Consider the following 20,047-nt stretch of genomic DNA (forward strand, 5'->3'; position numbering starts at 1 on the left):
GTTTTGTCCGCCAACCGGCGTACAGGATCGCCTTTAACCAAAAAAGTAAAAAGTATGCCAAGAAGTGTAAATCATGCAGCATCACGTGCCCGAAGGAAAAAAATTCTGAAGAGGACGAAAGGTTATTTCGGAGCACGTAAAAATGTTTGGACCGTCGCAAAAAATACATGGGAAAAAGGGCAACAATATGCCTACCGCGACAGGAAAACCAAAAAACGCAATTTCCGTGCATTGTGGATTCAGCGTATTAACGCCGCAGCCCGTATTGAAGGATTGTCGTATTCGCAGTTTATGGGATTGTTGAAGAAAAACGATATTGAAATCAACAGGAAAGTGCTGGCCGATTTGGCCATGAACCAGCCTGAAGCGTTCAAAGCAATCGTTGAGAAAGTAAAATAACAGACTGTATTTATTTTAGGTGAAATAGAAATAAGCCCGGGAGATTCTTCCGGGTTTTTTTGTTTCCGGGACCGGCGATTTGCAATTGCCGATTTCAAAATCGCGGTGTAAGATTATTGAGGACTTGTGGACAAACCAAGATTCCCAAAAAGTGCAATAATTTTGTTGTTTTTTACTGGAAGCTTACTTACTCCGATTTTCTTCTTTCCCGATTCAATATTTCTTCTATTTGAATTTTGTTTTCAGGGAGGTAGTTCTTAGCCACATCCCAAATTATTTCATAATCGACACCAAAGTACTCATGTGATACTTTATTTCGAAGTAAATACATTTCCGACCAAGGGATTTCTGAATATTTATCTTTAATATTTTTTGGAAGATTTTTAGCCGCTTCTCCTAAAATTTCAAAATTGCGAATAACAGCATCAACTGTTTTATAATCCCTTTTAAATTCAGCAAACGAGTAATCAGCGATATATTCAGCTATACGGTTCATTGCAAGCAGTATATCTTCAAAATACATAATATATGACCTGTCTTTTTTCAATCAGATGTAAGTAACTTGATTAAGAATTCTTTCCTTTAATTGGTCTTTAAGAGCATTTTTAGTAACCAAATCAATTTTTCTGTTAAAAATTTTTTCAAGGAATATTTCGAGAGAAAAGAATTTCCATCCAATCGGTTTTTCGAGTTCAACCAAAATATCTATATCGCTGTTATCAGTGTAATTTTCCAGAGAATAGGATCCGAAAATTCCAATTTCTTTAACCGCGTAATCTCTTTTAAGATCTGGTTTCAACTCTTTTAGTTTATTTATAATATCATCTTTTGTTTTCATAATCCAAATATAAGCATTTTTACAACCGTACGAACCATTTAAATTTTGAGGTACCATCACAAACAATATATCTGTTATACATACCGAAGTACCTTTCTAAACATCTGATTTGCATGGCAAACCAATTATTAATTAAAATCTCGCGTAGAATACCCTTGTTTTTAACTCAACCTTTTTATTTCTTTATCTGTCTGAATAAAAAACCAGTAAAATGAAAAGCAGGTACATTATTATTGCCGTAATTCTTCTGCTTGTAACCATTTCTTGCTTTGCACAAGACAAAACCTCAGCATTAATTATAAACCCTCAATTTAGTTTTTATAAAGACAAATATTCACATAATTCTTTTGTTCCCCTCAACCCCGGTGCTGAAATTCTTTATGAGTTTGGATTGAACAGCAAAATATCCCTGTCATCCGGCGTAAGTTATTTCTACAGTATTTGGAAATATTCTGTTGGTAGAAAAAGTTTTTTTAAAAGGCCGGCACATGAATTATATCTTCCTGTTATTATGAGAATTGAATTCAAGCAGAAATTTTTTACAGAATTTGGATTGTATCCGGGATGGCTCGTGAAAGGAAAAGAACTTTATATAAACAACATCGATATTGGAGACTGGAAAGACAATACGGAAAATACGAATTACAGTTCAAGTCCGAAATTTTCTGCCGACCTTTATTTTGGTACAGGATTTAATTAGACAATAAAAGAAAATCTTACAATCCGGTTTATTCCATTTGTGAAATATAAACTGAAAGACAACTGGATGGGTGAGGTTCGGGAAAGGATTAGTGCCGGGGTGAAAATGAGTTTCCCTGTTCGTTTATAATTTTTAAAATGGGTTTTTCCAAAACTTTCCGCGTTGAAAATATTTTGCAAAGAATTAACGATTGAAAATCGCCACTCCTGTTAAACTCCTTTCAGCAACCCGCCATCCACGACCAAACTTGCTCCGGTAATATATGAGGCAGCATCGGAAAGTAAAAATGCGCCGGCTTTGCCAAATTCTTCAGTGGTTCCGTAACGGCCCAGCGGAATTAAAGCTTCGTGTTGCTCTTTTATTTTTTCCACCGGAACGCCCTGTTTTTCTGAAATGTTTTTGTCCAGTGATTTTACACGGTCGGTGTCGATACGGCCGGGAATGAGATTGTTTACCCGAATATTTTCACCGGCCAGTTCGTTGGCTAAACTTTTTACCAGGCTGGCAACTCCCGACCGGAAAACGTTGGAAAGCAGCAGTCCGTTAATCGGCTCCTTCACCGAAAGCGAAGTGATAGTTAAAACGGAACCTCCGCCGCCGGAGCGCATGTGGGGCAAAACGCCGCGAATCATTCGTACCGCGCTCATCAATGTCAGATTAAAGGCAGCCTGCCAGTTGTCGTCAGTAAAATCATCGAAATTTCCCGGTGGCGGTCCGCCGGCATTCACTACCAGTCCGTCAATGCGTTCAAATGCCTGAACCACTTCGTTCACCCAGTTTTCAATGGATTTTGCTTCCGAAGCATCAAAAACCGAGGCATGAACAGTGGCATTTGTTTCCGTTCTCAATTTTTGAGCTGCCGCTTCCACTTCATTTTTTGTGCGGCTGGCTAAACAAACTGTGGCGCCGTTTTTGGCCAGTTCGCGAGCAATGCCAAACCCCAATCCCTTGCTGGAAGCGGCTACCATAAATACTTTTCCTTCAATATTTAAATTCATAGACAATTAAAAATTAGAAATTTAAATGTAATCAAATCGCAAAACCCAGACAGCAAATAACAATAAGTACAACACTAAAAACTAAAATTGAGTTTTACTTTTCCGAAAAAAATTGTTTATTCCTGACCGTAATTTGACAGGGTATAATTTCTGGAGCAAAAGGATTTATCACACTTTTTGAAGTTTCCACTTTCCTTTTCTGAAAAGGAAAAATGCAATTAGTGCGAGTAAACTTTCAGCGGTAACAATAGCAATACTTGCTCCTGCCAATCCTTTACCGAGAACAATGGCAAGTAAATATGCAAGTGGAATTTCGACCAGCCAAAAACAAACCAGGTTGATTTTAGTAGGGGTAAATGTGTCGCCACTTCCGTTGAATCCCTGAATAAGCACCATCCCTAAAGCATAGAACAGAAATCCAAAACTCACTATTCTTAATGCCATTGCCCCGTTTTCAAGCACGGCAGGTTCGTGAATAAACAATTGGATAAAAAAATCGGGAAAAAGAACAAGAATTAATCCGATAAAGCCCATGAAGACCATATTCACATAACCCGTTATCCAAACCGATTTTTCGGCCCGGTCGGGGTGTTTTGCGCCCAGGTTTTGCCCAACCAGCGTGGCAGCAGCATTACTTACCCCCCAGGCCGGAAGCAATGCAAAAAGAATTATCCGGATGGCAATGGTATATCCTGCCAAAGCATCCGGACCGCTTACAGCAATAATTCGTACCAGAAAAATCCAGCTCGAAGTGGCTATCAGGTTTTGCATGATTCCGCCGCCGGAGATGTGAAGTAATTCCATCATCACTGCAACTTTGATTTTTATGTTTGCCAGGTATAATTTTATTCGGTGATTACCTTTGAAAAGCAGGTAAAACTGATAAATAACCGCCAGTCCGCGGCCAATGCCCGTTGCAACGGCAGCACCTGCCAATCCCAGTTCAGGAAACGGACCAATGCCGAAAATAAGCAGAGGATCCAGCACAAGGTTAATCAGGTTGGCAAACCAAACCACCCGCATCGAAATGGCTGCGTCGCCCGAACTGCGAAAAACGGCGTTAATGATAAATAAAAGCATAACCACCGAATTACTGCCAAAAATAATAGCTGGGTAAAGCCAACCCTCTTCTGCCATCTCAGGGGTGGCACCCATCAGCAGTAAAAATTCTTTGGCAAAAATCACCCCGGGAATTCCAATTATAAGTGAAACAAAAACACCAACCAATATGGCCTGAAACGCCACTTCTCCGGCTTCCTTTTTACGCTTTTCTCCAATTCGGCGAGCCACAAGGGCAGTGGTGGCCATGCTCAGTCCGGCCCCAACAGCATAAACAATGGTCATAACCGACTCAGTAATGCCAACCGTTGCAACGGCACCCGAGCCCAGTTTTGAAACGAAAAAAATGTCCACCACGGCAAAAACCGATTCCATAATCATTTCAAGCACCATGGGTACGGCCAGAATAAAAATGGCATGCCCCAGACTGGTTTCCGTAAAATCCCGCTCGGTTCCCGAAATGGCCTCTTTTACATCTTTCCAGAGTTGCTTTAGCTGGATTGAACGAACACTGGCTGGAATAAAATTTTGTATTTTGTACCCGAACATTTTTATGGTTACTGTTTAAATAATTCCGAATTCAATAAATATATTTTTTGAATGATTTGTCTGAAGAATTTCAAACTGATTGAAAAAGAGCGTTTAAATCATAATAAAAATGCTTGAAATTAGGATACAAATATATGGATTTATTTTACTGAAGCCAGTCAGGTATTTTTGAATTTGATTATTTAACGTGTTGGCTGAACCCTGAAATGAGTTTGATGTTACTATTTCTGAATTTTGAACTTGAATTTACATGAAACGGATTTTTCTTCTCGGTATTTTTTTTCAGTTAATCATATCTTGCAGTCGCCACGAAAAGTTTCCTGAAATGGCAACTCATCCCATTGTCTTAACTGGAGAAGAATCGCCCTTAAAAAATGAATTTATAACTGAACAGAAAAACCTTCAAGCCGCTACTGGTGAAATGTTTGCTGCGCTGAATGAATTATCTGGTTTTCAGAAAATGTACCTTCAGGAAAATGAAGGATTTGAATTGGAGAAATTTCTGGCTTCCTGGCAAAAATTTAAAAACAACACATCATCGCATCAATTAACTCAGGAAGAAAATCTCCAATGGTTTCAAATTACCGGATTTTTGTTTCAGCTTACAGGTGAAGCCCGCTTTACTGAAGAAATGGAAAAAATTGCCTGGAATAGTTTCGCTGGTGAATCTCAACTTTTTGATTCCCTTGTTTCGCCCTATATTTTCACTAAAAATGTGGATCATATTCATATAAATCTTTTTTTACCAAAGGAAATCAGCTATCAACACACGCTTGGCGGAGGAGTTAAAATTGCCCAGAAAACCAGTTTCCCCGAAAGTGGAAGTATCCGTATAAATTTCAATATGGAAATAAAACGTTACATCGAAGTTTTTGTGCGTATCCCAGTTTGGGCTGAAGGAACCTCAGTTACTGTTAAAGGCGTGAAATATTTTGCTCAGCCGGGCCAATATTGCATTATTGCCAAAAAATGGAAAGAAGGCGATGTAATTGAAATTGAATTTCCGCATGAAAACCTTCCCGATTACCTGAAAAGAAAAGTTTAAATCAGCATTTGGGAAGCACATGAAAAAAGACAGACCCGTCTGCTGAAGTTTTCGTGCTAGAATCTTTCACCGAAAAAGCAGCGTTTTCAACACGAATTTGTATTTTAGCCCAGTAAAAAATCAATTTCGAAATTTCTGTATGAAACGATCATGAATAAAATTATTAACAAACGAGTGACATTGTAATTTTCATGGGAGTTCCATCGAATACAGTTGAAAATTAACAATTATAATGAGATGAAAAAAATACTCACAATGAAAAAAAGAATTAGCCTGTTACTGCTTATTGCTGTTTTTGCAGCATGCACTTCCACAACTAAAAATGAAATAGAAATGCCTTACTCAAAATCAGATTTCGAGGGATTAATTGATGGGAAAACCACCCGGATGTTTACCATGGAAAACGAAAATGGAATGGTAGTTACCCTTACCAATTATGGTGCAAAAATAATTTCCATTTATGCACCCGATAAAAACAGGAACTTAGCCGATATTTTGCTTGGATTCAACTCATTGGCTGAATATCAGCAATATGGCGCAAGTCATGGAGCTGTTGTTGGGCCGTTTGCCAACCGCATTGCCAATGCACAATTTACCATTGGCGAAGAAACTTTTCAATTGCCGGTGAATAATGGCGATGCCTGTTTGCATTCCGGTCCGGACAGTTGGTACCGAAAAGTTTGGGATTTTGAAAAAAACGGAAATGTAACCACATTTATGCTCGAAAGTGCAGACGGGGAATATGGTTTTCCGGGAAACAAAAAAGCAAAAGTAACTTACACACTTACCGATGATAATGAGCTGAAAATTGATTACGAAGTTACTACCGACAAACCCACACATATTAACCTGACCAATCACAGCTATTTTAATTTGAGGGGTGAAGGAAACGGTGATATTCTGGACCATGTGCTGGTAATTAATGCTGATAAAGCAACTCCGGTTGTGGATAACAGCATGATTCCGACCGGAGAAATTGTGGACATCAGGGGAACAGCGCTCGATTTTACTTCGCCTCATTCCGTTGGTGAAAGAATTGATGCTGACCATCCACAACTTAAATTTGCATCGGGTTACGACTTCAATTATGTTATTAATAAAGAGGCTGACGAACTGGCTTTTGCAGCAAGTGCTTTTGAACCCGAAAGTGGACGGTATATGGAAGTTTTTACCACCGAACCCGGAGTTCAGCTTTACACCGGAAATCACCTGAAAGGAACCGAAATTGGAAATAGTGGAAAACCGTATGGTGCCCGCACCGGTTTTTGTTTGGAAACCCAGCATTTTCCCGACAGTCCGAATCAACCCGGTTTCCCTTCAACGCTTTTAAATGCGGGCGAAGTTTATAAATCAACCACTATCTATAAACTTTCGGTTAAACAATAACTTTTCCTGTAAAAATATTGAAAATGCATTGGAAATATCTGCCGAAATTTTCCTGTCTGAAAGTTTTGTTTACGTGAAGTTTTAAAAAAATCGTTCTGCAATTCAGCCGAATAAAGGCTGAAAAATGCGATTTGTTCCAGTCAGAATTTAACGGGCTTGCTGTTTAACACTTATATTTTTATTTTAATGATGTCGATTTTCTGCCTGAGTAGCTTAAAATTTTATACTTTCGTCAATCAAATTTTCTAATGTGGAATTACCCGTTAAGGGTTTATTTATGCAAAAAAAAGTAGTCATAATCACCGGAGCATCATCCGGAATTGGAAAGGCGCTGGCCGAAAAATATGCTGCAGAAGGCTGGAGTGTGGTTCTGGCTGCCCGCCGCGAAGACAGGTTAAAAGAATTGCAGAAGCGCATTGAAAATACTGAAATTTTCCCGGTAAGAACCGATGTGACTGTAGAATCTGATTGCGAAAATCTAATAAATAGAACGATAGAAAAATTTGGCAGGATTGATGTGCTGATAAACAATGCCGGCATTTCCATGCGCGCGCTTTTTAACCAGACCGAAATGGAGGTGATGCGTAAAGTTATGGATGTGAACTACTGGGGAACAGTTTATTGTACCAGGTTTGCATTGCCGCATTTGTTGAAAACAAAAGGTTCGCTGGTAGGAGTTATTTCTGTTGGCGGTTATATTGGATTACCCGGGCGGACCGGATATTCTGCCTCAAAATTTGCCGTTCGTGGTTTTTTGGAAACTGTCAGGGTTGAAAATCTGAAAACCGGACTGCATGTGCTCATTGCTGCTCCGGGATTTACTACCTCCGAAATCCGAAAATCTGCCCTTAACGGTGAAGGGAAACAACAAGGCGAAACTCCCCGGAACGAAAATAAAATGATGTCGGCAGAAGAATGTGCAGTCCATATTTTTAATGCTGTTCAGAAACAAAAAAGAGAATTGGTACTCACTTTTGCCGAAGGAAAACTGACCGTATTCCTTTCCAAATTTTTCCCACGTTTTATCGATAAAATGTCGTATAAAATTTTTGCCAGAGAGCCTGATTCGCCTTTTAAATAAAGCTTAAGGTTGCTATTTATGGCAAGAAAAAAAAGATAAGCGAACCGGTAATCAGGAGAATGATTAAGCTTCCGGCAATCCGGTTAAACCAGAGGCATATTTTCAGGCTGAAAAAATTCCTGAACCGGCTTACAATTCCGGTAATGGAAAACCACCAGGTTACGGCACCCGCCAAAAAACCCAGTAAAACGACAAACGCCTCTGAGGGATGATTCACGTTCAGGGCAATTCCAAAACTGGTAAACAAAGCCAGGTGCAGAAAAATAATCAGCGGATTTGATACCGTGAGTAAAAAGGTGGAAGCGAACCGTTTAAGGTAGTTGCCTTTTCCGGTTTCGCCGGTGCTTCTGTTTTTTCCAGGGTTGGTAAAAAAAATGAAAAAGCCCAGCAAAAGCAGTAAAAGCGAAACAGTGATTCTGAAAACCAGGTCATATTCTTTTATGAATTGAAGAATGAATCCCACGCTGAATGCCGCAAAACTGGCATACAAAGTATCAGACAAAGCAACGCCCAACCCGGAATAAAAACCTTCCTTCCGGCTGTTGCTTATGGTGCGCTGTATAACTAAAATATTCACCGGTCCGAGTGGTATTGAAGCCAAAAAACCGATTAGAATTCCTTCAACTAAAAGATACATTAACATGCGGCAAAAATAGTTTTTTTTGAATACAATATCGATTTTTAAAATTGCCCGCCGTTCCGCAATAAAATATTTTTACTTTTACCTTTGCGTTAACTTAATGAGAAGATTAAAAAATGGAAGAACTATCAGTTGGTACCCGCGTGGAACATCCCCGCTACGGAGAAGGAATCATAAGTAAAAACAAACTTACTGCTTACGAAATTTTTTTCGAAAAAGGTGGTAAAATTGAAATGACCAAACGAAATACCGATTTAACTGTTTTGGAAAAAAATGTGGATGCGCCTCCACACAAAGGAATTACCATCACCGAAGTGGAAAGTGCCATCAAATACGTTCTCGATCAATACGGAGCGTTGAATGCAATTGTGCCTTTGGGCGATAAATGGAAAGGCGGAACACTGCTTTTGCAGCCGGCAAATCCTGAACTGAAACCCAAGGAAATTCCCGTCGAAGCATTTTTCCATAAAATAGTAATGTTGCGCGACCGCCTCCGTGTACTCGAGCAAAACATAAACAGCAACAGTGTGCTCACCGACGAGGAAAAGGTGAACCTTCAGCAATATATTACCCGAATTTACGGTTCACTTACAACGTTTAACGTACTGTTTGCCGAAAAGGAACACTTTTTTGTTGGCGCTAAATCGAAATAAAATGAGACAAATAGCTTTTTTTGTAACCCTTTTTTTAATCACTTTTAGTTTGAATGCACAGGATATAACCTTAAAAGTTTGGCCCAACGGAGCGCCAAACCACAATGGTATGGACGAACCGGAAGAAAAGTTCGAAGGTGTCCGGGTACGTAATGTTTCGGAAGCCGAAATGTATGTTTACCTGCCGGAAAAGGAAAAAAATACCGGCGCGGCTGTGGTCATTTGTCCCGGTGGCGGCTATTGGATTGAAGCCATGGACCACGAAGGCTACCAAATGGCAGAATGGCTGCAGGAAAAAGGCGTGGCCGGAATTGTGCTGAAATACCGGCTGCCTTATGGTCACCACGAAATTCCTTCGGGCGATGCACGGCAGGCCATGCGCATTGTGCGCAGCAATGCCGAAGAGTGGGGAATTCATCCTGAAAAAATAGGAATTGCCGGTTCTTCGGCAGGCGGCCATCTGGCTTCAACTGTTGGAACCCGTTTCGATTATGGAAATAAGGAAAGCAGCGAGCCACTTGAAAAAATAAGTAGCCGCCCCGATTTTATGTTGCTGCTTTATCCGGTAATCACGTTCCGCGAAGAGTTTGGCCACATGGGTTCGCGTAAAAACCTTATTGGCGAAGGCAACAACTGGGAACTGGTTGAAAAATATTCCAACGAACTGCATGTTTCGCCCGAAACGCCACCCACCTTTCTTGTTCTGGCCGACGATGACAAAAGTGTGGTTCCGCGAAATTCAGTCGAATTTTACCTGGCGCTGAAAAAAAATAATGTGCCCGCCGAAATGCACATTTTTGCCGAAGGAGGACACGGTTTTGGAATGAACAAAAAAACCCTTCCCGTTGATAACTGGCCCGAACTGTTTTACAACTGGCTGAAAGCTTTTAAAGTAATAAACTGATGCAATCTACCCATCCGCTGAATGTGCTGAAATTTTGCCCGAAATGTGGTTCACCTGAATTAAATTCTCATGCTGATTTGTCGTTAAAATGCACCAATTGCGGGTTTCATTTTTATGTGAATTCGGCTGCTGCCGTGGCTGCTTTGGTGGTTAATCCTGAAGGAAAATTGCTGCTCACCACGCGCGCTGTGGAACCGGATTACGGAAAACTGGATTTACCCGGCGGATTTATCGACCCGGGTGAATCAGCCGAGGAAGCTGTTGAACGCGAACTTTTTGAGGAGCTGGGAATGAAAGTAAAATCAATGGAATACTTTACTTCAGCGCCCAATGAATATATTTTTTCAGGCATTAGCGTGTTTACGCTCGACATGGCTTTTCGTGTAATTCCCGAAACTGTTTCCGGGTTAAAAGCCCAGGACGATATTCTGGATTTCCGGTTTTATGCTGAAAATGAAATTGATTTCAACCAGATTCCGGCCCCGTCAATAAACTATTTTGTAAAACAATTTTTCAGAAAATGAATGAAATCCGCCACAGAATAAAAGCCCTTCGAATGGAGTTGCTCAGGCTCAACCTCGATGCCTGGTACATTTCGGGCACCGACCCGCATGCCAGTGAATATTTGCCCGACCGCTGGCAAACCCGCGCTTATATTTCCGGGTTCACCGGTTCTTATGGCGTGGTGGTGGTAACCCAGGAAGAAGCCGGGCTTTGGACCGATTCGCGCTATTTTTTGCAGGCTGAAGAACAACTGAAAGGTGCAGGAATAAAAATGTATAAACTGCGCATTGCGGAGGCTGTTCCACCGGAAAAATGGCTGGCTAAAAAGCTGCAGGCAGGAAGCAAAGTGGGTTTCGATCCGCAAACCCTGTCGGTTTCAGCATTCAGAAATCTGGATAATTGCCTGAACAAGGCCGGCATCAGCATGGTGGAAACACCCGATTTGTTTGAAAAAATCTGGGAAAACCGCCCCGAAATGCCAACTGATTTGGTTTTCGAATTGAAACATCATTATGTTGGACTTTCAAGAAAAGATAAAAAGGATTTGCTAACTGCCGAACTGAAAAAATACGATGCTGATTTTCAGGTAATCACTACCCTCGACGAACTAGCCTGGGTTTTTAACCTCAGAGGTTCCGACATTCCCTACAACCCGGTATTTGCCGGCTATGGCATAGTTGGGAAAAATGACTGGATTTTGTTTGTTGACGAAGCCAAAGTTCCTCACGATTTGAAAACCCATTTTGAAAAGGAAAAAATTACCCTGATACCTTACAGTAATTTCCCGGTTTGGTTAAAATCTGTGCGCGGAAAGAGAATTTTTATCGATTCAGGTTCTGCCGGTTTTGCTGTTTACGGTGCGCTTCATTCTGAAAATAAACTGGTTGAGGGAACATCGTTGGTTGCGTTGCTGAAAGCCCAAAAAAACAAAACTGAGCTTGCCGGTTTCCGCGACGCCATGAAAAAAGACGGGGTGGCCTTGCTGGAGTTTCTTTTCTGGCTCAGGGAAAATGTGGGAAAAGGTACAGTTACCGAATACACTGCCGGCCGCAAACTGGCTGAATTCCGTTCGCGGCAGAACGATTTTAAAGGCGAAAGCTTTGCTCCCATTGTGGGGTACAAAGAGCACGGAGCCATTGTTCACCTGAATGTTGGTGCCGAAAATGCGCTGCCACTTGAAGCAGATGGAATTTTGTTGTTCGATTCGGGCGGGCAATATTTGCAGGGAACAACCGATATTACCCGCACGGTGGCGTTGGGTGAAGTTACACAACAGCAGAAAACCGATTTTACCCTGGTGCTGAAAGGAATGATTGCCCTGACAATAACAAAATTTCCTGCCGGAACAAAAGGTTGCCATTTGGATATTCTGGCACGCAAAGCTTTGTGGGAAAACGGACTGAATTACGGTCACGGAACAGGGCACGGGGTTGGGCATTTTTTGAATGTGCACGAAGGGCCCATGTCCATCCGTAAGGAATATAGCGAAATTTCAATTTTACCAGGCATGGTTATGTCCAATGAACCCGGGTTGTACCGCGAAGGCGAATACGGCATCCGCACCGAAAATATGATCGTTTGTGTGGAAAAAGAAACTACCACGTTTGGCCATTTTTTTGGTTTCGAAACGCTTACACTTTGTCCCATCGACACCCGGTTAATTGATTTCAGCATTCTTTCAGAAAAAGAGAGGGAATGGCTGAACAGTTATCACAATTTGGTCCGGCAGCAATTAAAGCCGCTGATAAGGAAAGAGTTGTTTGGATTTTTGGAGGAGCTGACAAAGGATGTTTAGATTTCGTTTAAAAACTGAGGCTGTCTCAAAAGTTATTGTTCCTGTCATTCTGAGCGTAGTCGAAGAATCTATACGTATGAAGAACAGATGTTTAGACTTCGCTCAACATGACAAAATTGATTGTTGCCTTAATTTTTAGACAGTCTCTCATCATTTCATTATTCAAAATAACGGATTGGACAGAAATGCGTATATTTGAAGAAAAAGAGTTATGATTATCGAAAGAACACCAGACGAAATTATATTCAGGTTTCCAAAAAATATCAGTTTGGATGATCTGCAGGATCTTACTGATTTGTTTGAATATAAAGAGTTAACCCGAAAAACAAAAGTTGCTCAGAAAGATGTTGATGATTTGGTGAAAACTATAAAAAAAGGTCGCTGGGAGAGAACAAAGCAACAACTGGATAAATGAGAATAGTTGTTGACACAAATATTGTTTTTAGTGCAATTTTAAATTCAAAAAGCAAAATAGCGAGGATATTGCTACAGCCAAAAAGCAACCTTAATTTTTATTCTACTGAACAATTATTGAGAGAGATTCAAGAACATAAAGACAAAATCCAAAATATTTCAAATTATTCGGACTATGAACTTAACAGAGTATTACTTCTAATAACCAGTAGAATAAGGTTTATTAACGTCAAACTTATTTCAAGGGAATTTTACGAATTTGCTGAATCTTTAACTTTTGATGTTGATATTGATGATACAGAGTTCGTAGCCTTAACAGAGCAGATTAAAGGTAAATTGTGGAGCGGAGATAAGGAACTGCATAAAGGTTTAATTAAGAAAAATTGGTCCAGATTTATTTCAACTGAAGAATTGTTTGAAAGGATAATAAGGAAAAACAAATAAAGACATCACCGAAATGGAAAAAAAGAACAAAAAAGGAATAAACCGTCGTGAATTTTTGCAAACCGGTGCAAAAGTAACAGCTGCAGCAATGTTTGCTGGCCTGGGAACATCAAAATTGTTTGGTGCTCCATTTAACAATTCGTTTGGAACACCTGTTGAACGAATTATTCTCAACAACGGCGTTCAAATGCCGGTTTTGGGTTTTGGTACGTTATACCTTACTGACGACCTGGGCGAACGATGTGTTGCCGACGCCATTTCTCTGGGTTACCGGCTCATCGACACGGCCACAATTTACGGAAACGAAGAGGCAGTTGGCGCCGGAATAAAACGCAGCGGAATAGACCGCAAAGAGCTTTTTGTTACTTCAAAAGTGTGGGTGGACGATTCGGGCTATGAAAATGCGAAAAAAGCCTTTGAAACGTCGCTGAACAAACTACAACTTGATTACCTGGACTTGTACCTCATTCACCGTCCGCGGGGCGATGTAAACGGTTCGTGGAAAGCCATGGAAGAACTTTACAAAGAAGGCAAAATCAAGGCCATTGGTGTGAGCAATTTCACTCCGGCTCAGATTAAAGATTTAATGGATAATTTCAGTGTGAAACCGGCTGTAAACCAGATTGAAGCACACGCTTTTTTCCAGCAACCCGGAGATCACAAATTTTTGAAAGAAAACGGCATTCAAATGGAAGCCTGGTCGCCGTTTGCCCAGGGGCGCAACGGAATGTTTGTAAACGAAACACTGGCAGAAATAGGAAAAAAATACAATAAAACCAATGCGCAGGTGAGCCTGCGGTGGCATTACCAACGAGGCATTGTAACCATACCGCGCACTTCGCAAAAAGATCACATGACGGAGAACCTGAATGTTTTTGATTTTGAACTGAGCGCATCGGATATGCAAACCATCTCAAAACTGGATTTGAACACTACCCAGTTTCCGGAGTGGGAATAGAACAGAAATGATTGCGGAATAAATTCTTATATCTTTTTCCCAATGTAAAAAACATACCCGTAGTGGGCTTTAAACCTGGCATACAACTCTGCTTCCCGGCGCATGTTGGTTACCAGTTCTTCGGCAGTTTTCTTCCCGGGATATTTTTTCAGGAAGGTTTCCTGCGCTGCCACCTGCGGAACATAAAAATGATCCGTCCAGCAATTTTCGGGTAAAATAAACGTGGCAACCGGAACGTAACCTGCTTTTTGCAATTGAGCTACCTTGTTGGGAATTGTATCCATCTCCGGATAAGCTTCCATCCAGAAATTATGGATTTCGTCCGGTCGTTTTTCGGTAAACCACGAAGCTTCTGAAACGGCAATGTAGCCGCCGGTTTTCAAGAATTTCCGCCACTCGTTCAGGCCACGTTCAAAACCGATGTTGTAAATGGCGCCTTCCGACCAGATTACATCCAGTTCGTTTTCCGGAAAAGGAAGGTTCTCCATCGAGCCCGTAATGCCTTTCACCCGATGCTGCAGGTTCAGTCTGGCTGCATTTTGGTTAAAAAGATCGATGAATTTGGGAAACAGGTCAATCCCGGTAATTTGTCCCGGTGCATGTTGTGCCAGCACCATGGTCTGCCCACCGGTACCGCAGCCAATGTCGGCAATGCGCGATTCAGAAGTAAGATTTTCTATAAAACTTAGTGCTTTTAAGGTAACTTCCGGACTCCCCGGGCCTTGTCTTTCAATAGCAGAAAAATATTCGCAGATTAAATTGAAATCGAATTCATGGATGGATTTGTTTTCGTCACTCATGATGTTTAAATTGTTAATTTTCAGTTTTTTTAGAGCGACAAAAGTAAAGTTTTATTCTTTTTAAAACAATGTTCAAAACGAAAAATTTGACTGAATTCTCCGTCATGCTAACGCTTTGGGCGATGGCATGACTTGTTCCCAACAACGGTTTTAAAATGAATTCAAATATGCCTATATTTGAAAAAAAATTGTCATGCAAACAATTCGGTTAAGGGTAAATGATAGTATTTTTCAGCCGTTAATGTGGTTTCTCAAACGTTTCGGCAAAAATGAAATTGAAGTCATTAACGAAAATGAGGAGTACCTTTCAGTTCAGGAATACCTCAAAAAAGAACTTGAAAACATTGAAAACGGAAAAGCAGAATTTATAAGTTTCAATGAACTCGACCAGGAACTTGAAGCCACCATCCGGAAATATGAAGATTAAAGTACTCAAATTTTTTAAAGAGAAACTAAATCATCAAATTGATTACATTGCCCGGGATAAACCTGGTGCAGCCCGAAAATTCAAAACGGATATTTTACAGCGAATAAAGGAAATACCTCAAATGCCTTACAAAAACAGGAAATCAATTTATTTTGACAGGGATGACATTCGCGATTTGATTTACAAAGGATATACAGTAGTGTATAAAATAAACAGGAACGAAGATTCAATAGAAGTTTTTGGTTTTACAAAAATTGAAAACAATCCGTTTGAGGATTAACCCCACTAAACAATAAAAATTTTCAACCAACAACTTGTTTTACAACCAAAAGATTTTTAGTTTTAATGCCTGTAAACTAAAACATAAACCGTTTGAACAGAACACCCGACATAGCCTTCCGGAAAGCGATTTACAGAAACTCTGAAGTTTTACGGATTAAATTTCCGTTCAGTCAACAATTTTGGGAAGAAGAAATTGGTAATCCTAACCATGATGCTATTAATGAAAAGGAATCAGACAAAGAAGTGATTGTCGCAAAATTTGCGACAGTTGAAAAAGTCAATAATGAATGAAATAGTTATATACCAAACAATTGATAAAACAGTTCTGATTGAGATTCAATTTGAGCACGAAACATTTTGGCTTACACAACAGCAAATAGCTGATTTGTTTGGTACACAACGTCCTGCTATTACCAAACATTTAGGGAATATTTTTAAGTCGGGCGAACTTGATGAAAAAGTGGTATGTTCCATTTTGGAACATACTACTCAACATGGCGTAATTAAAGGAAAAATACAAAATGCAAAGGCTTTAGCATGAAAAACGAAATCATTTTATATAGCCCAAATGAATTGGCCGAACAAATTGAGGTGAGAATTGATGGGGAAACCGTGTGGCTTAGTCAGGAACAATTGGTGCGTCTTTTTCAAAGAGACCAATCCGTCATTTCACGCCATATCCGCAATATTTTTAGTGAAGGCGAATTAGATGAAGAAAGCAATATGCAAAAAATGCATATTCCTAATTCCGACAAACCCGTAGCATTCTACAACCTTGATGTCATCATATCAGTTGGTTATCGTGTAAAATCCAGACAAGGCACACAGTTCCGAATTTGGGCAACTCGTGTGTTAAGGGATTATTTGCTTAAAGGTTACGCCATCAATAACCGGATGAACCGATTAGAGGATAATTTTGAAAGTTTAAAAAACAAGGTAAATCAAATAGACCTGCAAATACATACCCACCTTATTCCCACACAAGGCGTATTCTTTGACGGCCAAGTATTTGATGCCTACGAATTGGCCTCTAAAATTATCCGGACGGCCAGGCACACCATTGTTTTGATTGATAATTATATCGATGAAACCACTTTAACGCATTTATCAAAAAGTGGAAAAAATGTAAAAGTGTTTTTGCTTTCAAAAAATACCGGCAGGCAGCTTTTGCTGGATGTAAAAAAAGCCAGCGAACAATACGGCCATTTTGAACTGATACCCTTTGCCAAAAGCCACGACCGTTTTTTGATTATTGACCACACCGAAGTTTATCATCTCGGTGCGTCTCTTAAAGATTTGGGCAAAAGATGGTTTGCCTTTTCAAAATTGGATGCCGCTTCAGTTTCGTCAGTACTTCAATCCGTTGCCGGTTTGTTGCCGCCAGGTTTCAGCAAGTAATCCGGGCCTGGTTTGCTGTCTGTTAAAGCAGCGATAAAACACGGACAAAACCACCGTCATGCTATCGCTTGGGGCGATGGTATGACTTGCTCTCCAAACTAACCCCACTAAACAATAAAATTTTCAACCAACTGCTTGTTTTACAACCAAAAGATTTTTAGTTTTAGTGCCTGTAAACTAAAACAAAAACCGTTTGAACAGAACACCCGAAATAATATCCCGGAAAGCGTTTTACAGAAACCCTGAAGATTTCGAAGAAAAATTTGTTCGGCACAAAGAAAAAACCGAATTGAAGTATAAAATAGCTTTGGTTGATAATATTTCAGGCTGGTTTCTGGCTGGAGAAAATATTGTATAGTTTCGGAGGACAAATAATAAAGTTATGCGCAAGTTTGAACAGAGCTACTAAATCAGGAAAAGAATTAATTCATTACTATGTTTGACAATTTCTATTATAGTATTCATAATCTTGAAAGACACTCTTTGAGTAATCTATATTACTTTTTGCCAGACGATTTAGATGAAAGTCTAAAAAATGACATAAAAGCAGCCTTTGTTAAATATCACATGGGTTACAAAACGTTAGAAATTGCAAAAAACAAAATTAAGAATCTTAATCCTTCATTGGCTAAAAAAGAGCCATATAATTTGCTTTTAGAAGATATTCTAAACACGGTTTGGCAGGCAAAAACTGAATTCAGAAAAAATTTAGATAATTTAAAATTAAAGGAGGAAACAGTTATTAGTCTTGGTTTAACATCTACTTTTATTCGCTTAGAAAATAGTTATGAAAGTCTATTTTTTTTAATTAAGAATCAATTCTTCTTTGAAAGTGTCTCAATTAATCGGTTAATATTTGAACAGTTAAATTATTGCTTAAATCTATCTCAGTTTACTCCGGAAGAATATGAAAATCTTTCATTTAATCAAATGAAAAGCTCACTAAGTCCAACAAATATCAAGAACTTGAAAAATATTTTACCTGAATCTGAAATTGGGAAATTTTATTCTGAGCTGAGCGAATTTGCTCATATTGACATGAAAAGAGTTCGTGACTATTTAAATTTTAGTGAAAAAGTAAATGATTATTTGATAACTCTCAAAGATATTCGTCAGTCCATTTTATCAGCGATGTACTTACTAAAAAATACCGAGATTCATGGTGCTGTTTTCGAATATTGCTTTTATAATTTAGCGGATATAAAATTAAAATTCCTAAAAACACAAAAAGAGAAACTTGTTCTGAACCCAAAAAGGAGAACCAAAACAAAATATAATAATTACGTGGACAGATATAATAAATTACTAATTCTACTTTGACAGATTAAAAATCTTCAATTTTAATGTGTATTTATTTTGTTAAAACCATTGAATAATAGTATATTAGATGCATAAAATAACAAAAAAAATCGTTTGCAATGGGTAACGGACAAATACAAATCGAATAAAGAAAAATCAAAATTATGGTAAAACACTGATCGAGGCAGCATCGCGCCTATCTACCTATGTGTCAGGCTATAATGATTTTTTCAAAAACAAAACCAAATCGAATTTCGATAAAGTACATTTATACATTGAAGGAAAAGTGACCAGTGAATTAAACAACATTGAACGGATAAGCGAGACCCTTGATACGGAATATCATGCTATGCACCATTTTATCAGCGATTCCAACTGGGATGCACGTGCGGTGATGGACCAAGTGGCCAAAGATGTTTCCCAATCGTTGCCCAGGCAAACGCTCACAGGGTTGCTGATTGATGAAAGCGGATGGGTAAAAAAGGGTGATAAAAGCGTGGGGGTTGGTCATCAATACTGCGGCAATGTGGGCAAAACGGCCAATTCGCAAGTAGCTGTTTATGGTTGCCTGTGCAACGGGAAACATGCTTCACTGGTGGACTGCCGTTTGTACCTGCCCGCTTCATGGACAAGCGACAGCGAACGGTGCAAGAAAGCAGACATACCCGTTGAAGAAAGGACTTTTAAAACAAAACAAGAACTGGCAGCCGACATCATAAAGCACCAACTGGCGATGGGCATAACCTTTGATTATGTCGGGGCCGACGGGCTATATGGCAACGATGCCGCCTTTGCCCGTGAAATCAACAACATGGGGCTGGTTTATATGCTCGATATCCACTCCGACCAGCAGATATTCCTGGAGGAGCCGGAATTATACCTCCCCGAACGGAAAACGGCCAAAGGCCCTTCGCCCAAGAAGCTAAAGGCCAGCACGGTCTACACCACGGCATGCAAATATATTGGCTCGTTGGAACCTGCCGACTGGAAAGCAATCGACATCAGGCATTCAGCCAAAGGGGTATTGAAAGGGCTCTTCCATTTCAGGACGGTGTACATTTGGGACAAAAACACGAATACAGTGGAAAACAGGCTACTGGTGGTGTCAAAACGAAAAACCAGGAACGGGGAAGAAATCAAATACTCCTTCACCAATGCGTCATTGGGGCAGTACACCGAACAGGCCGTTGCCTACATGCAGGCACAGCGGTTCTTTGTAGAGCACAGTTTCAAGGAGCAGAAGCAAATCCTGGGGATGGACCAATTCCAGACACGCAAATGGCTGCCGTGGCATCACCAAATTGCACTAAACATGATGGTTGGGTGCTTCATGCTCAAAGAGAAGCTTTTAAACCAAGACGAAATACCCATCCTATCGGCAAGGGACATAATGGATTTTCTGTTCTTCAAGTTTTACAAAGAATTGACTGAAGATCGCTTGCTCAGGCAACTAAAGGAACGCCACATAAAACGG

The 20,047-nt window shown here is 40.0% G+C and carries 26 protein-coding genes; 20 read left to right on the top strand and 6 right to left on the bottom strand.

All coding sequences use genetic code 11. The features are described from left to right. The first annotated feature begins 54 nt into the window (after nt 1-54). Nucleotides 55-399: a 50S ribosomal protein L20 gene (gene rplT, locus ACESMA_RS11130; RefSeq protein WP_372948890.1), complete on the top strand. Its 345-nt coding sequence runs from the start codon at nt 55-57 to the stop codon at nt 397-399. 187 nt (nt 400-586) lie between these two features. Here the strand turns inward: rplT and ACESMA_RS11135 are convergent, their stop codons facing one another. Together ACESMA_RS11135 and ACESMA_RS11140 are read right to left on the bottom strand one after the other, a co-directional pair. Beyond that, entirely contained in the window at nt 587-946 is a 360-nt protein-coding gene (locus tag ACESMA_RS11135; protein WP_372948891.1) for a DUF86 domain-containing protein, read from the bottom strand. Then, complete coding sequence (locus tag ACESMA_RS11140) at nt 947-1,237, bottom strand: nucleotidyltransferase family protein (RefSeq protein ID WP_372948892.1); 291 nt, start codon at nt 1,235-1,237, stop codon at nt 947-949. Nucleotides 1,238-1,448: 211 nt separating this feature from the next. On the opposite strand from ACESMA_RS11140, the gene ACESMA_RS11145 reads away from it, so the two are divergent. Next, nucleotides 1,449-1,937, top strand: coding sequence for a hypothetical protein (locus ACESMA_RS11145; protein ID WP_372948893.1), 489 nt, complete (start codon nt 1,449-1,451; stop codon nt 1,935-1,937). A gap of 209 nt (nt 1,938-2,146) precedes the next feature. Here the strand turns inward: ACESMA_RS11145 and ACESMA_RS11150 are convergent, their stop codons facing one another. Further along, on the bottom strand, nt 2,147-2,935 hold the full coding sequence (locus tag ACESMA_RS11150; protein WP_372948894.1) for an SDR family oxidoreductase: 789 nt from the start codon (nt 2,933-2,935) through the stop codon (nt 2,147-2,149). 168 nt (nt 2,936-3,103) lie between these two features. Continuing rightward, entirely contained in the window at nt 3,104-4,543 is a 1,440-nt protein-coding gene (locus ACESMA_RS11155) for an MATE family efflux transporter (RefSeq protein ID WP_372948895.1), read from the bottom strand. A 250-nt stretch (nt 4,544-4,793) separates the two neighbouring features. Here ACESMA_RS11155 and ACESMA_RS11160 point away from each other — a divergent pair, with 250 nt between their 5' ends. The 3 genes from ACESMA_RS11160 to ACESMA_RS11170 all read left to right on the top strand — a co-directional run bounded on the left by ACESMA_RS11160 (nt 4,794) and on the right by ACESMA_RS11170 (nt 8,055). Then, nucleotides 4,794-5,588 (top strand): hypothetical protein, encoded by a 795-nt coding sequence (locus ACESMA_RS11160; RefSeq protein ID WP_372948896.1) that lies wholly within the window; start codon nt 4,794-4,796, stop codon nt 5,586-5,588. Nucleotides 5,589-5,843: 255 nt separating this feature from the next. After that, entirely contained in the window at nt 5,844-6,974 is a 1,131-nt protein-coding gene (locus ACESMA_RS11165) for an aldose epimerase family protein (RefSeq protein ID WP_372948897.1), read from the top strand. A gap of 277 nt (nt 6,975-7,251) precedes the next feature. Then, entirely contained in the window at nt 7,252-8,055 is an 804-nt protein-coding gene (locus tag ACESMA_RS11170; protein WP_372948898.1) for an SDR family oxidoreductase, read from the top strand. Between the two features lie 16 nt (nt 8,056-8,071). Here the strand turns inward: ACESMA_RS11170 and ACESMA_RS11175 are convergent, their stop codons facing one another. Continuing rightward, nucleotides 8,072-8,698: a LysE family translocator gene (locus tag ACESMA_RS11175; RefSeq protein WP_372948899.1), complete on the bottom strand. Its 627-nt coding sequence runs from the start codon at nt 8,696-8,698 to the stop codon at nt 8,072-8,074. 113 nt (nt 8,699-8,811) lie between these two features. Here ACESMA_RS11175 and ACESMA_RS11180 point away from each other — a divergent pair, with 113 nt between their 5' ends. The 7 genes from ACESMA_RS11180 (at nt 8,812) to ACESMA_RS11210 (ending at nt 14,367) form a co-directional block, all read left to right on the top strand. Then, a complete protein-coding gene (locus ACESMA_RS11180) occupies nt 8,812-9,348 on the top strand; it encodes a hypothetical protein (protein ID WP_372948900.1) in 537 nt (178 codons plus the stop codon). 1 nt (nt 9,349) lies between these two features. Then, nucleotides 9,350-10,252 (top strand): alpha/beta hydrolase, encoded by a 903-nt coding sequence (locus ACESMA_RS11185; RefSeq protein ID WP_372948901.1) that lies wholly within the window; start codon nt 9,350-9,352, stop codon nt 10,250-10,252. Next, nucleotides 10,252-10,776, top strand: a complete 525-nt coding sequence (locus tag ACESMA_RS11190) for an NUDIX domain-containing protein (protein WP_372948902.1) — start codon at nt 10,252-10,254, stop codon at nt 10,774-10,776. Before ACESMA_RS11185 ends, ACESMA_RS11190 begins: the two co-directional genes overlap by 1 nt. Continuing rightward, a complete protein-coding gene (locus tag ACESMA_RS11195; RefSeq protein WP_372948903.1) occupies nt 10,773-12,551 on the top strand; it encodes an aminopeptidase P family protein in 1,779 nt (592 codons plus the stop codon). The genes ACESMA_RS11190 and ACESMA_RS11195 overlap by 4 nt, the downstream gene beginning before the upstream one ends. A gap of 211 nt (nt 12,552-12,762) precedes the next feature. Further along, nucleotides 12,763-12,966 carry a hypothetical protein gene (locus ACESMA_RS11200; RefSeq protein WP_372948904.1) on the top strand — a complete coding sequence of 68 codons (204 nt, stop codon included), beginning with the start codon at nt 12,763-12,765 and terminating at the stop codon, nt 12,964-12,966. Continuing rightward, on the top strand, nt 12,963-13,409 hold the full coding sequence (locus ACESMA_RS11205; RefSeq protein ID WP_372948905.1) for a PIN domain-containing protein: 447 nt from the start codon (nt 12,963-12,965) through the stop codon (nt 13,407-13,409). The genes ACESMA_RS11200 and ACESMA_RS11205 overlap by 4 nt, the downstream gene beginning before the upstream one ends. 13 nt (nt 13,410-13,422) lie before the next feature. Then, nucleotides 13,423-14,367 (top strand): aldo/keto reductase, encoded by a 945-nt coding sequence (locus ACESMA_RS11210; RefSeq protein ID WP_372948906.1) that lies wholly within the window; start codon nt 13,423-13,425, stop codon nt 14,365-14,367. A gap of 26 nt (nt 14,368-14,393) precedes the next feature. On the opposite strand, the gene ACESMA_RS11215 is transcribed toward ACESMA_RS11210, so the two are convergent. Continuing rightward, nucleotides 14,394-15,167: a class I SAM-dependent methyltransferase gene (locus ACESMA_RS11215; protein ID WP_372948907.1), complete on the bottom strand. Its 774-nt coding sequence runs from the start codon at nt 15,165-15,167 to the stop codon at nt 14,394-14,396. A 193-nt stretch (nt 15,168-15,360) separates the two neighbouring features. Between ACESMA_RS11215 and ACESMA_RS11220 the strand changes: the two genes are divergently transcribed. The 8 genes from ACESMA_RS11220 to ACESMA_RS11255 form a co-directional block, all read left to right on the top strand. Next, complete coding sequence (locus ACESMA_RS11220; RefSeq protein WP_372948908.1) at nt 15,361-15,594, top strand: hypothetical protein; 234 nt, start codon at nt 15,361-15,363, stop codon at nt 15,592-15,594. Next, nucleotides 15,584-15,874 carry a type II toxin-antitoxin system RelE/ParE family toxin gene (locus ACESMA_RS11225; protein WP_372948909.1) on the top strand — a complete coding sequence of 97 codons (291 nt, stop codon included), beginning with the start codon at nt 15,584-15,586 and terminating at the stop codon, nt 15,872-15,874. The genes ACESMA_RS11220 and ACESMA_RS11225 overlap by 11 nt, the downstream gene beginning before the upstream one ends. Before the next feature lie 92 nt (nt 15,875-15,966). Beyond that, on the top strand, nt 15,967-16,167 hold the full coding sequence (locus ACESMA_RS11230; RefSeq protein ID WP_372948910.1) for a hypothetical protein: 201 nt from the start codon (nt 15,967-15,969) through the stop codon (nt 16,165-16,167). Continuing rightward, entirely contained in the window at nt 16,160-16,417 is a 258-nt protein-coding gene (locus ACESMA_RS11235) for a hypothetical protein (RefSeq protein ID WP_372948911.1), read from the top strand. The genes ACESMA_RS11230 and ACESMA_RS11235 overlap by 8 nt, the downstream gene beginning before the upstream one ends. Then, nucleotides 16,414-17,274 carry a RhuM family protein gene (gene rhuM, locus ACESMA_RS11240; RefSeq protein ID WP_372948912.1) on the top strand — a complete coding sequence of 287 codons (861 nt, stop codon included), beginning with the start codon at nt 16,414-16,416 and terminating at the stop codon, nt 17,272-17,274. Before ACESMA_RS11235 ends, rhuM begins: the two co-directional genes overlap by 4 nt. Nucleotides 17,275-17,467: 193 nt before the next feature. Next, entirely contained in the window at nt 17,468-17,632 is a 165-nt protein-coding gene (locus ACESMA_RS11245; protein ID WP_372948913.1) for a hypothetical protein, read from the top strand. A 125-nt stretch (nt 17,633-17,757) separates the two neighbouring features. Then, nucleotides 17,758-18,594 (top strand): hypothetical protein, encoded by an 837-nt coding sequence (locus ACESMA_RS11250; RefSeq protein ID WP_372948914.1) that lies wholly within the window; start codon nt 17,758-17,760, stop codon nt 18,592-18,594. A 187-nt stretch (nt 18,595-18,781) separates the two neighbouring features. After that, a partial coding sequence (locus ACESMA_RS11255; RefSeq protein WP_372948915.1) for an IS701 family transposase occupies nt 18,782-20,047 on the top strand: 1,266 nt, incomplete at its 3' end.

The sequence above is a fragment of the Mariniphaga sp. genome (genome assembly GCF_041687215.1).
Taxonomy (GTDB): domain Bacteria; phylum Bacteroidota; class Bacteroidia; order Bacteroidales; family Prolixibacteraceae; genus Mariniphaga.

Bases quoted from the DNA above. Each gene is read 5' to 3' on its own strand.
- rplT (WP_372948890.1), top strand. From the start codon at position 55: ATGCCAAGAAGTGTAAATCATGCAGCATCACGTGCCCGAAGGAAAAAA.
- ACESMA_RS11140 (WP_372948892.1), bottom strand. From the start codon at position 1,237: ATGAAAACAAAAGATGATATTATAAATAAACTAAAAGAGTTGAAACCA.
- ACESMA_RS11145 (WP_372948893.1), top strand. From the start codon at position 1,449: ATGAAAAGCAGGTACATTATTATTGCCGTAATTCTTCTGCTTGTAACC.
- ACESMA_RS11150 (WP_372948894.1), bottom strand. From the start codon at position 2,935: ATGAATTTAAATATTGAAGGAAAAGTATTTATGGTAGCCGCTTCCAGC.
- ACESMA_RS11155 (WP_372948895.1), bottom strand. From the start codon at position 4,543: ATGTTCGGGTACAAAATACAAAATTTTATTCCAGCCAGTGTTCGTTCA.
- ACESMA_RS11160 (WP_372948896.1), top strand. From the start codon at position 4,794: ATGAAACGGATTTTTCTTCTCGGTATTTTTTTTCAGTTAATCATATCT.
- ACESMA_RS11165 (WP_372948897.1), top strand. From the start codon at position 5,844: ATGAAAAAAAGAATTAGCCTGTTACTGCTTATTGCTGTTTTTGCAGCA.
- ACESMA_RS11170 (WP_372948898.1), top strand. From the start codon at position 7,252: ATGCAAAAAAAAGTAGTCATAATCACCGGAGCATCATCCGGAATTGGA.
- ACESMA_RS11175 (WP_372948899.1), bottom strand. From the start codon at position 8,698: ATGTTAATGTATCTTTTAGTTGAAGGAATTCTAATCGGTTTTTTGGCT.
- ACESMA_RS11180 (WP_372948900.1), top strand. From the start codon at position 8,812: ATGGAAGAACTATCAGTTGGTACCCGCGTGGAACATCCCCGCTACGGA.
- ACESMA_RS11185 (WP_372948901.1), top strand. From the start codon at position 9,350: ATGAGACAAATAGCTTTTTTTGTAACCCTTTTTTTAATCACTTTTAGT.
- ACESMA_RS11190 (WP_372948902.1), top strand. From the start codon at position 10,252: ATGCAATCTACCCATCCGCTGAATGTGCTGAAATTTTGCCCGAAATGT.
- ACESMA_RS11195 (WP_372948903.1), top strand. From the start codon at position 10,773: ATGAATGAAATCCGCCACAGAATAAAAGCCCTTCGAATGGAGTTGCTC.
- ACESMA_RS11200 (WP_372948904.1), top strand. From the start codon at position 12,763: ATGATTATCGAAAGAACACCAGACGAAATTATATTCAGGTTTCCAAAA.
- ACESMA_RS11205 (WP_372948905.1), top strand. From the start codon at position 12,963: ATGAGAATAGTTGTTGACACAAATATTGTTTTTAGTGCAATTTTAAAT.
- ACESMA_RS11210 (WP_372948906.1), top strand. From the start codon at position 13,423: ATGGAAAAAAAGAACAAAAAAGGAATAAACCGTCGTGAATTTTTGCAA.
- ACESMA_RS11215 (WP_372948907.1), bottom strand. From the start codon at position 15,167: ATGAGTGACGAAAACAAATCCATCCATGAATTCGATTTCAATTTAATC.
- ACESMA_RS11220 (WP_372948908.1), top strand. From the start codon at position 15,361: ATGCAAACAATTCGGTTAAGGGTAAATGATAGTATTTTTCAGCCGTTA.
- ACESMA_RS11225 (WP_372948909.1), top strand. From the start codon at position 15,584: ATGAAGATTAAAGTACTCAAATTTTTTAAAGAGAAACTAAATCATCAA.
- ACESMA_RS11235 (WP_372948911.1), top strand. From the start codon at position 16,160: ATGAATGAAATAGTTATATACCAAACAATTGATAAAACAGTTCTGATT.
- rhuM (WP_372948912.1), top strand. From the start codon at position 16,414: ATGAAAAACGAAATCATTTTATATAGCCCAAATGAATTGGCCGAACAA.